General features: G+C 71.6%; 14 protein-coding genes. 12 read left to right on the top strand and 2 right to left on the bottom strand.

Annotated elements, in window-relative coordinates:
- The first annotated feature begins 51 nt into the window (after positions 1 to 51).
- The 4 genes from ACWGO8_RS08120 (at position 52) to ACWGO8_RS08135 (ending at position 4,896) form a co-directional block, all read left to right on the top strand.
- Complete coding sequence (locus ACWGO8_RS08120) at positions 52 to 1,176, top strand: histidinol-phosphate transaminase (protein WP_452042570.1); 1,125 nt, start codon at positions 52 to 54, stop codon at positions 1,174 to 1,176.
- Positions 1,177 to 1,192: 16 nt separating this feature from the next.
- A complete protein-coding gene (locus tag ACWGO8_RS08125) occupies positions 1,193 to 2,326 on the top strand; it encodes a thiamine pyrophosphate-dependent dehydrogenase E1 component subunit alpha (RefSeq protein WP_452042571.1) in 1,134 nt (377 codons plus the stop codon).
- A gap of 128 nt (positions 2,327 to 2,454) precedes the next feature.
- The gene (locus ACWGO8_RS08130; RefSeq protein WP_452043535.1) at positions 2,455 to 3,438 is read left to right on the top strand and encodes an alpha-ketoacid dehydrogenase subunit beta; all 984 of its coding nucleotides are present in this window, start codon (positions 2,455 to 2,457) and stop codon (positions 3,436 to 3,438) included.
- Between the two features lie 36 nt (positions 3,439 to 3,474).
- The gene (locus tag ACWGO8_RS08135) at positions 3,475 to 4,896 is read left to right on the top strand and encodes a dihydrolipoamide acetyltransferase family protein (protein WP_452042572.1); all 1,422 of its coding nucleotides are present in this window, start codon (positions 3,475 to 3,477) and stop codon (positions 4,894 to 4,896) included.
- A gap of 18 nt (positions 4,897 to 4,914) precedes the next feature.
- On the opposite strand, the gene ACWGO8_RS08140 is transcribed toward ACWGO8_RS08135, so the two are convergent.
- A complete protein-coding gene (locus ACWGO8_RS08140; protein WP_452042573.1) occupies positions 4,915 to 5,400 on the bottom strand; it encodes a GNAT family N-acetyltransferase in 486 nt (161 codons plus the stop codon).
- Between the two features lie 184 nt (positions 5,401 to 5,584).
- On the opposite strand from ACWGO8_RS08140, the gene ACWGO8_RS08145 reads away from it, so the two are divergent.
- The 7 genes from ACWGO8_RS08145 to ACWGO8_RS08175 all read left to right on the top strand — a co-directional run bounded on the left by ACWGO8_RS08145 (position 5,585) and on the right by ACWGO8_RS08175 (position 12,016).
- Positions 5,585 to 6,685 (top strand): metal ABC transporter substrate-binding protein, encoded by a 1,101-nt coding sequence (locus ACWGO8_RS08145; protein WP_452042574.1) that lies wholly within the window; start codon positions 5,585 to 5,587, stop codon positions 6,683 to 6,685.
- 4 nt (positions 6,686 to 6,689) lie between these two features.
- Positions 6,690 to 7,487, top strand: a complete 798-nt coding sequence (locus ACWGO8_RS08150; RefSeq protein ID WP_452042575.1) for a metal ABC transporter ATP-binding protein — start codon at positions 6,690 to 6,692, stop codon at positions 7,485 to 7,487.
- 70 nt (positions 7,488 to 7,557) lie between these two features.
- Positions 7,558 to 8,481: a metal ABC transporter permease gene (locus tag ACWGO8_RS08155; protein WP_452042576.1), complete on the top strand. Its 924-nt coding sequence runs from the start codon at positions 7,558 to 7,560 to the stop codon at positions 8,479 to 8,481.
- Positions 8,481 to 9,323 (top strand): metal ABC transporter permease, encoded by an 843-nt coding sequence (locus ACWGO8_RS08160; RefSeq protein WP_452042577.1) that lies wholly within the window; start codon positions 8,481 to 8,483, stop codon positions 9,321 to 9,323. The genes ACWGO8_RS08155 and ACWGO8_RS08160 overlap by 1 nt, the downstream gene beginning before the upstream one ends.
- Complete coding sequence (locus ACWGO8_RS08165; RefSeq protein WP_376952971.1) at positions 9,320 to 9,724, top strand: Fur family transcriptional regulator; 405 nt, start codon at positions 9,320 to 9,322, stop codon at positions 9,722 to 9,724. Before ACWGO8_RS08160 ends, ACWGO8_RS08165 begins: the two co-directional genes overlap by 4 nt.
- 188 nt (positions 9,725 to 9,912) lie before the next feature.
- Entirely contained in the window at positions 9,913 to 11,283 is a 1,371-nt protein-coding gene (locus tag ACWGO8_RS08170) for a glutamate decarboxylase (RefSeq protein WP_452042578.1), read from the top strand.
- A 13-nt stretch (positions 11,284 to 11,296) separates the two neighbouring features.
- Positions 11,297 to 12,016: a hypothetical protein gene (locus tag ACWGO8_RS08175; RefSeq protein WP_452042579.1), complete on the top strand. Its 720-nt coding sequence runs from the start codon at positions 11,297 to 11,299 to the stop codon at positions 12,014 to 12,016.
- Here the strand turns inward: ACWGO8_RS08175 and ACWGO8_RS08180 are convergent.
- The gene (locus ACWGO8_RS08180; protein WP_452042580.1) at positions 12,013 to 12,405 is read right to left on the bottom strand and encodes an MmcQ/YjbR family DNA-binding protein; all 393 of its coding nucleotides are present in this window, start codon (positions 12,403 to 12,405) and stop codon (positions 12,013 to 12,015) included. The genes ACWGO8_RS08175 and ACWGO8_RS08180 overlap by 4 nt on opposite strands.
- Before the next feature lie 95 nt (positions 12,406 to 12,500).
- Here ACWGO8_RS08180 and ACWGO8_RS08185 point away from each other — a divergent pair, with 95 nt between their 5' ends.
- Entirely contained in the window at positions 12,501 to 13,736 is a 1,236-nt protein-coding gene (locus ACWGO8_RS08185) for a M23 family metallopeptidase (protein ID WP_452042581.1), read from the top strand.
- The last annotated feature ends 169 nt before the right edge of the window (positions 13,737 to 13,905 follow it).

Genomic DNA, 13,905 nt, shown 5'->3' on the forward strand with positions numbered 1-13,905 from the left:
GTCCCACTCTGGCAGACGGCGCCCTGCGATCGAAGGGGTACGGTGGAACGCGTGACCGCAACGGAGCCAACCCCCGCCGGCGTGCGCCTCCGCCCCGAGATCGCCGCCCTCCCCGCGTACCGACAGGGCCGCCCGGCGCCGGCCGACGGCTACAAGCTGTCGAGCAACGAGAACCCGTTCCCGCCGCTGCCCGGCGTCGCCGAGGCCGTGGCCGCCACCGCGAACGAGGTCAACCGCTACCCCGACGCGACCGCGCTCGCCCTGCGCGAGAAGCTCGCCGAGCGGTTCGGCGTCTCGACGGACGAGGTGATCGTGGGCGCCGGATCGGTGTCGCTGCTCGCGCAGTTCATCGCCGCCGCCGCCGGCCCCGGCGACGAGGTCGTGTACGCCTGGCGATCGTTCGAGGCGTACCCCGGGCTCGTCACGGTCTCGGGCGCGACGAGCATACAGGTGTCGAACCGAGGCGACCACGGGCACGACCTCAATGCGATGGCCGACGCCGTCACCGAGCGCACCCGGGTCGCGATCGTCTGCTCCCCCAACAACCCGACGGGCGTCATCGTCACCGCCGACGAGTTCGAGGCCTTCATGGCCCGGGTGCCCGCCGACATGCTCGTGCTGCTCGACGAGGCGTACATCGAGTTCGTGCGCACCGAGCCGACCGGGCCCGGGGCATCCGTCGACGGGAGCACCCTGCTCGGCAGGTACCCCAACCTCGTGATCCTCCGCACCTTCTCGAAGGCGTACGGGCTGGCGGGCCTGCGCGTCGGCTACGCGATCGGCCCCGCGTACATCCTCGACGCCGCACGATCGACCGCGATCCCGCTGAGCGTGACGGCGGCGTCGGCCGCAGCGGCGTTGGCCTCGCTCGAGCCCGAGGCCGAGCGGGAGCTGCTTGCCCGCGTCGAGACGATCGCGGGCCGCCGCGAGGCACTGCGTGCGGCCCTGCTCGAGCAGGGCTGGCCGGTCCCCGAGGCGCACGGCAACTTCGTGTGGCTGCCCACGGGCGACCGCACGGTCGAGGTCGCCGAGCGGCTCTTCGACGCAGGACTCGTCACGCGGGCGTTCCCGCCCGAGGGCATTCGCATCTCGGTCGGCGAGCCCGAGTCTGTCGAAACCCTCCTCCGGATTCTGGGTGAGCTTGTACCGGCCTCACAAGAAGGGCACCCGGCCTAGCGGGTAGCGTGGAACGGTGGCAGCCCGCGAGAGAGCCTTCACCGCGCCGACGGTCCAGCTCCTGACCCCCACCGGAGAACTCCGTCCCACCCCTGAGGCGGAGCCCTACCTGCCCCTCGTCGAGGCGCTTTCCGACGACGTGCTCGAGCGGTTCTACCGTGACATGGTGGTCTCGCGTCGCCTCGACGTCGCGGGTGCGAACCTGCAGCGCCAGGGCCAGCTCGCCCTCTGGGTGCCGAGCCACGGGCAGGAGGCCGCGCAGGTCGGCTCGGCGCACGCGGCCCGCGCGCAGGACCACATCTTCCCCTCGTACCGCGAGCACATCGTCGGCATGATCCGCGGGCTCGATCCCGTGAACATCCTGTCGCTGCTGCGCGGCGCGACCCTCGGCGGCTGGAACCCCGCCGAGAACGGCAACTTCCACCTGTACACGCTCGTGCTCGCGTCGCAGACGCTGCACGCCACCGGTTATGCCATGGGCGTGCAGTTCGACGGGCTCTCCGGCACCGGCGACCCCGAGGCCGACACCGCCGTGCTCGTCTACTACGGCGACGGGTCGACCTCGCAGGGCGACGCCAGCGAGGCGCTCGTGTTCGCATCGAGCTACCAGACGCCGCAGGTGTTCTTCGTGCAGAACAACCAGTGGGCGATCTCGGTGCCCGTCTCGCGCCAGTCGCGCAGCCCGCTCTCGCTGCGCGGCGGCGGCTTCGGCATGCCGGGCGTGCGCATCGACGGCAACGACGTGCTCGTCAGCTACGCGGTCACGCGCCAGTCGCTCGAGGAGGCACGCGCCGGGGAGGGACCGAGCCTGATCGAGGCCGAGACCTATCGCATGGGCGCGCACACCACGGCCGACGACCCGACGAAGTACCGCACCGACGCCGAGGTGGCGTACTGGGCCGAGCGCGACCCGATCACGCGGTACCGCGCGTGGCTCGAGGGCCGCGGGGCATCCGCCGCGTTCTTCGACGAGGTCGACGGCGAGGCGGCGGATGTCGCCGCCGACGTGCGGCGTCGCGCGCTCGACCTGCCCGCGCCCACGCGCGAGAAGATCTTCGCCCACGTCTACAGCGAGCCGCATCCGCTGATGGACGAGGAACTGGCCTGGCTGGAGTCCTACGAGTCGGGCTTCGAAGGAGGCGCGGCATGAGCGCACGCACCGAGGAGGAGCGCGCCGTGGCCGACGCGATCGAGCAGCAGACCGTCGTGGCCCCCGCCGAGCCCGCGCCCCGAACCGACGACGTCGAGACGTCGCAGGACGAACATGCCGAGAGCGGCATGCGCGGCATCCAGACCCTCTCGATGGCCAAGGCCATCACGGCGGGCCTGCGCGAGGCGCTGCGCGGCGATGACAAGGTGCTGCTGATGGGCGAGGACATCGGCCCGCTCGGTGGCGTGTTCCGCGTGACCGAGGGCCTCCAGGCCGAGTTCGGCGACAAGCGGGTGCTCGACACGCCGCTCGCCGAGTCGGGCATCGTCGGCACCGCGATCGGCCTCGCGATGCGCGGGTACCGCCCGGTCTGCGAGATCCAGTTCGACGGGTTCATCTTCCCCGCCTTCGACCAGATCACGACCCAGCTCGCGCGCCAGACCGTGCGCCACGACGGCTCGATCTCGATGCCCGTCGTCATCCGCGTGCCCTACGGCGGCCACATCGGCTCGATCGAGCACCACCAGGAGAGCCCAGAGGCGTACTTCGCGCACACCCCGGGCCTGCGCGTGGTCAGCCCCTCGAGCCCGCACGACGCGTACTGGATGATCCAGGAGGCCATCGCCTCGAACGACCCCGTGCTGTTCTTCGAGCCGAAGAGCCGGTACTGGCCGAAGGGACCGGTCGACCTCGACCACTCGGGCATGCCGCTGCACTCGAGCCGCGTCATCCGCCAGGGCAGCGACATCACCGTCGTCGGTCACGGCGCGATGATCTCGACGCTGCTGCAGGCCGCCGACATCGCCGCCGGCGAGGGCACCAGCATCGAGGTCGTCGACCTGCGCTCGCTCTCCCCCATCGACTACGGCCCGCTGCTCGACTCGGTGCAGCGCACCGGCCGGCTGGTCGTCGCGCAGGAGGCGTACGGCTTCGTGAGCATCGGCTCCGAGATCGCCGCCACGGTCGCCGAGCGGGCGTTCTACTCGCTCGAGGCCCCGGTGCTGCGCGTGTCGGCCTTCGACACGCCGTTCCCGCCCGCCGCGCTCGAGTCCGAGTTCCTGCCGAGCCCCGACCGGGTGCTCGAGGCCGTCGACCGCGCCCTGGCGTACTGACCCGCGGCTCCGGCCGCGACCCGAGAGAGGCGTGAGATGAGCGAGATCCGATTCCCGTTGCCCGATGTCGGTGAGGGACTCACCGAGGCCGAGATCGTGCAGTGGCGCGTCGCGCCCGGCGACCGCATCGTCCTCGACCAGGTCTTCGTCGAGATCGAGACGGCGAAGTCGCTCGTCGAGCTGCCGAGCGCGTTCGAGGGCGTCGTCTCCGAGCTGCTCGTCGACGAGGGCCGCACGGTCGACGTCGGCACCCCGATCCTCGTGATCCAGACCGATGCACCCGACGCGGATGCCGCGGCGCCCGCGCCGGCGGCCGCGGCGCCCACCGCGCCGACGGCGCCGGCCGTGCCCGCTCCCCCGTCGGGCACCGTCGCGTCGCACGCGCCTGCGGCGTCGGAGGGCGGCGGAGCCGTCCTCGTCGGCCACGGCTCGTCGGGCCCCGCGCCGACGCGGCGCAAGCGGCACCCGATCCCCGGTGGCGCCCACGAGCGCCTCGCGGCGCGCACCGAGGCCGAGACCCCCGCGCCCGCTCCCGCCGCTGCCGGCGATGAGGCGGCGACCGCGGCCGCGACCAGTCCCGTGCGCCCCGAGCCGCGCGTGCCCGTGATCGCGAAGCCCCCGATCCGCAAGCTCGCGAAGGACCTCGGCGTCGACCTCTCCCGCGTCGCGCCGACCGGCGCGATGGGCGAGATCACGCGCGACGACGTGATCCGCGATGCGAGCCAGGTCAGCGTGTTCCGCAACATCCAGACGCCCGAGCTCCCCATCGACCGCGAGACCCGCGTGCCGGTGAAGGGCGTGCGCAAGGCCATCGCGAACGCCATGGTGCAGAGCGCATACTCCGCGCCGCATGTGAGCGTCTTCGTCGACGTCGACGCGTCGCGCACGATGGAATACGTCAAGCGCCTCAAGGCCTCTCCCGACTACGCGGGCGTTCGGGTCTCGCCGCTGCTCATCATGGCGAAGGCCATGATCTGGGCCGTGCGCCGCAACCCGACGGTCAACGCTCAGTGGACCGACGACGAGATCATCATCAAGCACTTCGTCAACCTCGGTGTCGCCGCAGCGACCCCGCGCGGCCTGCTCGTGCCGAACGTCAAGGAGGCGCAGGGCATGACGATGGTCGAGCTGGCGACGGCGCTCGAGCAGCTCACGCTGACGGCGCGCGAGGGCAAGACCCAGCCGGCCGAGATGCAGGGCGGCACGATCACGGTGACGAACATCGGCGTCTTCGGGATGGACACGGGCACGCCCATCCTCAATCCCGGCGAGGTCGCCATCGTGGCGCTCGGCACGATCAAGCAGAAGCCGTGGGTCGTCGACGGCGAGGTGCGCCCGCGCTACGTCACCACGATCGGCGCGTCGTTCGACCACCGGGTCGTCGACGGCGACGTCGCGAGCCGGTTCCTCGCCGACGTGGCGTCGATCATCGAGGAGCCGGCGCTCCTCCTGGAGTGAGGCGCCGAGCGCCGCTCGTCAGAGGCGGGCCTGGTAGGTTATCGCGTCGTCGATGCGCTCGGCCTCGACCAGCCCGGCCCGCTCGAGCGCGCGGCGCGCGGGCAGGTTGCCGATCTCGGCCTCGGCACGCACCGCGGCGGCACCCGCCGATCGGGCGAGCTCGAGCACCTCGAGCACGGTGTCGACCGCGAGCCCCTGGCCGCGCACGGCGGGCACGAGCCCGAAGGCGAACTCCACCACGCCGTCGGCGTCGGGCGGCCCGAAGAGGTTGACTCCCCCGATGGCCAGGCCGTCGCGCTCGCGCCGCACGAGGTACGGACCGAAGGGCGCGGGGTCACCGGTCTCGCGCACCGCGCGAACGTACTCGCTGAGGAGTTCGGGCTCGTCGGTGAAGGCGTAGCCGCCCTCCCACCCGTCGTGCGGGTCGACCTCGCCGGACAGCACGCGCTCGGCGTCGGCGACGGTGAACGGGTGCAACGTGAGGGGCGTCGTCGTCAGGTCCACGTGCTTCATGCTCGCATGCCGGTGCGACAGTCGGCGAAACGCTCCACAACCGTGCCGTGAACGATGACGCGGAATGACGCTGCCGGCAGCGGTGTTGTGCCGGGTGTCGCCGGCCACGCGCCCGTCGAAGCCGCGGCGCCAGATGGTTTTGACAATCATTATCAATAACAGTTACCGTCGTACCATGACCTCACGCCAGCCCGCTTCGCGTCGCCGCGCCGTCACCGCCGTCGCGACGGGTGCCGTGCTGGCGGCGGGCGTGCTCGTGCTCGCGTCGTGCGCGAGCCCCGGGGCATCCGGCGCAGCGGGGGAGCGGGGCCCGTCGATCGTCGCCACGACCACGCAGGTCGGCGACTTCACCCGCGAGCTCGTCGGCGACACGGCCGAGGTCACCCAGCTGCTGGCGCCGGCGCAGAGCGCACACAGCTTCGACCCCTCGGCCGCGCAGCTGCTCGCGCTCGCCGACGCCGACGCGCTCGTGGTCAACGGCGCGGGCCTCGAGGGCTGGCTCGACGACGCCGTCAGCGCCTCGGGCTTCGACGGCGTGCTCATCGACGCGAGCACCGGCATCGAGCTCTACGGCACCGACGACCACGACCACGGCGACGACGCGGATGTCGCGGAAGACGACCACGCTGCGTCCAGCGACGACGACGCGCACGACGACGACCACGCGGCATCCGACGACCATGCGGGCCACGACCACGGCGACGGCAACCCGCACATCTGGACCGACCCCGAGCTCGCCGAGCACATGGTGCACACCATCGCGCACGGCCTCGAGACGGTGCCGGGCATCGACGCGGGCGCCGTCTCCGCGAACGAGGACGCCTACCTCGCGAAGCTCGAGGCGCTCGACGACTGGATCGAGGAGAACGTCGACACCGTCCCGGTGGCGCAGCGCCTGCTCGTGACCAACCACGACGCGTTCACCTACTTCATCGACGCCTACGACCTCACCTTCGTGGGCAGCGTCATCCCGAGCTTCGACGACAACGCCGAGCCGAGTGCGGCCGAGATCGACGACCTCGTCGCGAAGATCCGCGCGACGGGCGTGCAGGCCGTGTTCTCCGAGGCGTCGATCTCGCCGAAGGCCGCCGCGACGATCGCATCGGAGGCGGGCGTGACCGTCTACTCGGGCGACGACGCGCTCTACGGCGACTCGCTCGGCGTCGCGGGCTCGCCCGGTGAGACCTACCTCGGCAGCCAGGTCCACAACGCGAGCCTCATCCTCGAGTCGTGGGGCGTCACGCCTTCCCCGCTCCCCGCCCTGCTGCGAGGATGACCGCATGACCGACTCCTCCGTGCTGCGGCTCGAGCATGCCGCCTTCACCCATCCGGGCGGGGGCGGGGTCGCCGACCTCGAGCTCGAGATCGCGTCGGGCGAGGCGGTGGCGCTCATCGGGCCCAACGGGGCGGGCAAGTCGACCCTGTTGAAGGGCGTGCTCGGCCTGGTGCCGCTGACGGCCGGCCGCATGGTCATCGGCTCGAGCCGGTCGGATGCCGCGAGCGAGGCTCAGGGCGATGCGCATGCCCGCAACGGCATGATCGGCTTCCTGCCCCAGTCGGCCGACCTCGACCCCGACTTCCCGATCAGCCTCGAGCAGGTCGTGATGCAGGGCAGGTTCCGCCGCATGGGCCTGCTCCGCTGGCCCCGACGGGCGGATCGCATGGCAGTACGCCAAGCGCTCGAGACCGTCGGCCTCGCCGACCTCGCGAAGCGCCGGTTCGGCGAACTGTCGGGAGGACAGCGCCAGCGCGGCCTCCTGGCCCGGGCGCTCGCCTCCGAACCCGCGCTGCTGCTGCTCGACGAGCCGTTCAACGGCCTCGACCAGCCGAACCGCGATGCGCTCATCGCGACGCTGCACGCGCTGAAGGCGCAGGGCGTCGCCGTGCTCGTCTCGACGCACGACCTCGAGCTCGCGAAGCTCGTGTGCGACGCCGTGGTGCTCGTGAACGGCACGCAACTCGCATTCGGACCCGTCGACGACGTGCTGACCCTGGGCAACGTGCAGGAGTGCTTCGAGGGCGTCGAGGTCGAGATCGACGAGCACACCCTCGTCGTGCCCGGACACGAGGGCCATTGATGCCGCACGCGGAATGCACGGTCGCTGCAGCTGCCGGGGCGGGCGTCCGCCGAGGCCGGGGGAGTGGTCGATGAGCCTGCTCGACGCCCTCTTCGGCGCGTTCGCGGTGCCGTTCATGGCGCGGGCGCTGCTCGTCATGCTGGTGCTCGCCGTCGTCGCGGGCGTGGTCGGCGTGCTCGTCAACCTGCGCGGCCTCGAGTTCATCAGCGACGGACTCACCCACGCGGTCTTCCCCGGCCTCGCCATCGGCCTGGCGGTGGGCGGCACGGCGGGCCTGATCCCGGGCGCCGCGATCGCCGCGCTGGCGGCAGCGCTCGTGCTGACCTGGCTGGATCGGGCCGGCGTCACGTCGGACGCGGCGATCGCGGTGGTGCTCACCGCGACGTTCAGCGTCGGCGTGATCGTGGTGTCGCGCAGCGACGACTACGCGGGCGAGCTCGAGGCGCTCCTCTTCGGCCGCGTGCTCACGATCCCGCCCGACCAGGTGCTGCCGCTCGTCGCGGTCTGCGCGGTCGCGCTCCTCGCAGTGGGCCTCACCCTGAAGCAGCAGCTGTTCCGCGCGTTCGACGCGGGCGGCAGTCGCGCAGCCGGCAACTCCGCGTTCGTGCTCGACCTCGTGCTCAACGGCGCCGTCGCGCTGGTGGTGGTCGCGGCGGCGAGCACGGTCGGCACGCTCCTCGTGCTCGCGCTGCTGATCGTGCCGGGCGCGGTGGCGCGGCTCGCGACGCAGCGGCTGTGGCTGCTGTTCCCGGCGGCGGCGGTGTTCGCGGGCCTCTGCGCGTGGTTCGGACTCGCGGTCGGATTCTGGGGGTCCGTCGGCTGGGGCATCGACCTGCCGGCCGGCAGCACCGTCGTCGTCGTCTTCGTCCTGGGCTACGCCCTCGTGCTGCTCGCCGCCTGGGCGGGCGGGCGGACGCGGACGCTCGCGCCTCGAGCGGACGACGAGCGGCCGCTCGACGATGCGCGCGCCGTCGTCGCGGGGGAGGGGCGCTGATGGGCTACTTCGAGCGCGCCCTCGTCGCGGCGATCGTGATCGGCGCGGGCGCCGGGTTCGTCGGCGCCCTCGTCGTGCTCCGTCGCCGCACGTTCTTCGCGCAGGCCCTGACCCACGGCACGTACCCGGGCGCGGTCGCCGCGGCGGCGCTCGGCGTGAGCGTGCCGCTCGGGGCTGCCGCAGCATCCGTGGTGCTCGTGGCCGTGATGGCGGGCATCGCGCGCGTGCGGCGGCAGGGCGCGCAGGTCGCCGCCGGCATCGTGCTCACCGGCGGGTTCGCGATCGGCGCGATCCTGCAGGCGGTCGTCCCCGGGCTGCCCGTGCGGGCGGAGTCGTTGCTCGTGGGCTCGATCCTCACGGTGACCGACGCCGACATCGTGCTCGCGGCATCCGTGGCCCTCATCGCCGTCGCACTCGTCGCCATGTTCGGCAAGGAGATCGCGTTCTCGACGTTCGACCCGTCGGGCTTCCGCGCCGCCGGCTACCGCGAGTGGCCGATCGAGCTGCTCGTGCTCGCGCTCATCGCCGCGACGGTCGTGAGCGCGCTGCCGGCCGTCGGGGCGATCCTCGCGATCGCGCTCATCGCCGCGCCCGCCGCCGCGGCCCGCATGGTCGTGCCGACGTACCGGGCGATCCTCTGGACGGCGCCGCTCATCGGCGCGGCATCCGGCGTCATCGGGGTGCTCGCGTCGCGGGCGCTCGCCGTCGCGGCGGGCCCGAGCATCGTGCTCGCGGCGACCGCCTTCTTCGCGCTCGCGCTGGGAATCTCAAAGCTGCGCGGGCTACCGTTGAACCGAGTCGCCATCCCCGTGGAGACCGCAGAGGACGCACGCATCGCATGAAACGCAACACCTGGCAACGCGAAGCCGTTCGCGAGGCGCTCGACGAGACCGAGGGCTTCATCAGCGCGCAGGCGCTGCACTCCTCGCTGCACGCGAACGGGTCGCCCATCGGCCTCGCCACGGTCTACCGCGCACTCGGCGACCTCGCCGCCAACGGGGAGGCGGACTCGCTGCAGTCGCCCGAGGGCGAGGCGCTCTACCGCGCGTGCAGCACGACCGGCCACCACCACCACCTGATCTGCCGCAACTGCGGGCTCACGGTCGAGATCGCCGCCGACGAGGTGGAGTCGTGGGCCAAGCGGGTCGCCGCCGAGCACGGGTTCACGGGGGCCGCCCACGTCGTCGACGTGTTCGGCCTCTGCGCGAACTGCACGAAGGCGCTCGGCGCCGACGCGCGCTGAGGAGCGCGTCACCGCGCTTCACCGGCTGTTTCCACCCAGAACGCGTGATGTCGCTCGACCGACATGCGGCGTAGTGTCACCCCTGTAGACGGTGACCGGCCCGGGGGGCTCCGGCACCTCCCGGGGTCGAGAGTCTTCCGAGTTCCGCGTGCACGCGGGACCGGGAGCCGAGCGACCCTGGAGGGGACATGGTCATGCAGGACGAGGCGCTCGAGCCGACCTTCACGCGCGAGGGCGAAGCCACCACCGCGCGCTACACGCGGATCCCGGAGGGCGCGATGCTCCCCGACACCGCCTACCGCATCGTGCGCGACGAGACGATGCTCGACGGCAACGCGCGACTCAACCTCGCGACCTTCGTCGGCACGTGGATGGACGAGCACGCCGACCGTCTCTACAAGGACGCGTTCGACAAGAACATGATCGACAAGGACGAGTACCCGGCGACCGCCGCGATCGAGGAGTACTGCTGGCGCATCCTCGCCGACCTCTGGAACGCGCCCGACCGGAACGACGTCATCGGCACGTCGACGATCGGCTCGTCCGAGGCGTGCATGCTCGGCGGGCTCGCGCTGAAGCGCCGCTGGCAGCACGCCCGCCGGGCGGCGGGGAAGTCCACCGAGACGCCGAACCTCATCATGAGCTCCGCGGTGCAGGTGTGCTGGGAGAAGTTCTGCAACTACTTCGACGTCGAGATGCGGTTCATCGACACCTCCGACGAGCACCCGCTCATGGACGGCACGGGACTCGAGGACGTCGTCGACGAGAACACGATCGGCGTCGTCGTGCTCATGGGCGTCACCTACACGGGCGCGTACGAGCCCGTCACGAAGGTCGCCGCCAAGCTCGACGAGATCCAGGCGAAGACCGGCCTCGACATCCCGATGCACATCGACGGGGCATCCGGCGCCATGGTCGCGCCCTTCCTCCAGCCCGACCTCGAGTGGGACTTCCGCGTGAAGCGCGTGCAGTCCATCAACACGTCGGGCCACAAGTACGGCCTCGTCTACCCCGGCGTGGGCTGGATCGTCTGGCGCAACGTCGCCGCCCTGCCCGACGACCTCGTCTTCAAGGTCAGCTACCTCGGCGGCTCGATGCCGACCTTCGCATTGAACTTCTCCCGTCCCGGCGCACAGGTGCTGCTGCAGTACTACCGCTTCCTGCGCCTCGGCCGCGACGGCTACACGGCCATCCAGCAGGCCTCGCAGGATGTCGCGCGCTATCTCTCCCACGGCGTCGGCGAGCTCGACCCCTTCGAGCTCATCACCGACGGCTCGGACATCCCGGTGTTCGCGTGGCGGCTGAAGCCGGGATACACCGACAAGTGGAACCTCTACCACCTCTCGGAGCGGCTGCGCATCCGCGGCTGGCTCGTACCGGCCTACCCGCTGTCGGGCAAGCAGGCCGACCAGACGGTCATGCGCATCGTCTGCCGCAACGGCCTCAGCCGGGACCTCGCCGAGGACCTCATGCGTGACATCAAGACGGAGACCGCGTACCTCGACGCGCTCCAGGAGCCGATGCCGCACCCGGGCATCGGTCCGACCTTCCACCACTGATCGCGGAGGTTCGATGAGCGATCCGGGCTCGACGGGCGACGGAGGCGCGGTGGGCGAGCGCGATGGCGCCACTGCACCGGATGCCGCGGGCGGCGCCACGCGGCATCCGGTCACGACCGTGCGACGGCTGCGTCGCGAGGCCTGGGGCTTCGCGGTCGGCTCGCTGTGCTTCTTCGTCGGCGCGCTGCCGTGGTACGCGGACTGGGTCGGCGTCGTCGGCGCGAACGTCACGTTCTTCGTCGGCTCGATCTTCTTCACGCTCGCCGCGTTCATCCAGCTCAGCCTGAGCGGGCGCGTCGCGCCGCACGCGAAGATGAACCAGGCCGACCGGGCGGACTGGTGGGCTGCGGCCGTGCAGTTCGCCGGCACCCTCCTGTTCAACATCTCGACGGGCGCCGCGCTCGCCGCGGCCATCGCGCGACCCGACGCGGTGGGCATCGGCTGGCGCCCCGACGCCTGGGGTTCGATCGCGTTCCTCGTCGCGAGCTCGCTCGCCGTCGTCGCCACGAAGGATCGCGGAAAGCTCTGGGATCGGGATGCGCGCACGTGGCACGGCACGTGGCTGAACCTCGCGGGGTCGGTGTTCTTCGGCATCTCGGCGGTCGGCGCCTACGTGATCCCCGACTCGGGCACCCTGCTCAACGAGATCTGGGCGAACGCCGGCACCGCCCTCGGCGCGGTCTGCTTCTTCGTCGCAGCGCTGCTCTCGCGGCGCACGATCCCGAAGGGCTAGTCGGGCTCCTGCCGGAAGTGCTCGGAGACGAGCCGCGCCGGCGCGACCGCCGCCCACGCCTCGGCGACCAGTTCGCCGAGGCGTCGGCGCGAGATCCGGTCGAGGTGCACGAGCACGGCCGCGTAGCCGTCGAAGTGCGGAGTCGTGAAGAACACGGTCGGATCCTCCGCGACGAGCGCGAGCTTCACGGCCTCGTCCTCGGTCTTCGCGCCGAGCACCGGGCCCGGCTGCTCGGCGATCCCGAGCGACTCGAGGTCGGCGCGACGCAGCGGGCGCTCCCACACGAAGCCCTTCGCCTGCACCTTCCACTGCGCATTGCCCCGCGACACGTGCTCGCTCGCCTCGGGCAGGGCGAGTGCCAGCTCGCGCACGTCCTCCCACGTCGCCATGGCGATGAGGCTACGCCGGGGGATGCCCCGCCGCAGCCCCGTGGGACGCGCGCGTATCATGACGACTGTCGTGTCACTCGTTGGGGGATGATCTGATGCGCGCTCGATCGATCCTGATCACGTCCGTCGCCGCGGCGGTGATGCTCACGGGCACTGCCTGCACGGGGTTCGACCAGACGGGCTTCTTCGGCACGACCGACGCGTCGGAGCCGCCTCCGTCCGAGGCGCCCGAGGCATCCGCACCGCCATCGGAACCGACCGACCAGGTCAGTGCGATCCTCGTCCAGCCGATCCAGGATGCGCTCGTGGTGCTCGGCAGCGACGAGATGGAGCACGTCGAGTACGAGCTGCTCGTCGTGAACGTGTTCAGCGATCCGGTGACGTTGACGGGGGTGACGGTCATCGGTCCCGACGGCGAAGAGCTCCAGCAGGTCGAGGGCGACACGCTCGAGGCGGCGACGCAGGAGCTGTTCACCAAGGCGGCCTCGTCAGTCGTCGCACCGTCGGCGGCGGTCTCGGTCGACGTCGACCTGATCCTGCCGCCGGGCGAGGTGCCCGCGCGCGTGACGCACCGGATCGACTACACGCTCCCCGACGACTCGGCCGGTGCCGTGATCGTCGACGACACGGTCGTGCACGGCCCCGAGGTCGCGATCGACCGCGCGGATGCCACGGTGATCAGTCCGCCCGTCGCGGGCGACGACTGGGTGGTCACGACCGCCTGCTGCACGCCCAACGTGCACCGCGACCTGCGCCTCGCGATCGACGGACGCCGCATCGCGACGGCCGAGACGTTCGCCGTCGACTGGGCCCGGATGGTGGACGACCGTCTCTACGAGGGCGACGGCAGCCGGAACGAGCAGTACTACACGTTCGGCGAGGAGCTCTACGCGGTCGCCGACGGAACCGTCGTCGCGATCAACGAGGGCGTCGCCGAGTCCGCCCCGCTGGTCGCCCAGTCGCCCGACGCGAAGACGGGCTTCGGCGGGAACTACGTGATCATCGAGATCGACGACGACGTCTACGCCGCCTACGAGCACGTGCAGGCCGACAGCATCACGGTCGCGGTCGGCGACACCGTCGCGACGGGTGACGTCATCGGCAAGCTCGGGAACACCGGACCCTCCCTCGGGCCGCACCTGCACTTCGGCCTGCTCGACCGTCCCGACCTGTTCGCCGGGCGCAGCCTGCCGTTCGTGATCGACGAGTTCACCATGGTCGGCACGCTGGACTTCGACGCCTCCGAGGGGGACCGCCTCGTGATCACGCCGGCCTCGGGGACCCTGCAGGAGGTGTACCCGCTCCACGGGACGGTGCAGGACTTCGACTGACCTTGCGCGCCCGGCCGCCGGCCCGCGGCATCCGCTCGATTACGGCCGCGACCAGCCCGTCTGTTAGACTCGACGTTTGGCTGGGTACTTCCACTGCCCAGACCGCGACAATCCCGAACCGAGAACGCGAGCGATCGCGGGCTTCGGCATGGGGATCGTCAGCAGACAA

The organism is Agromyces sp. NPDC055661, from assembly GCF_053618135.1.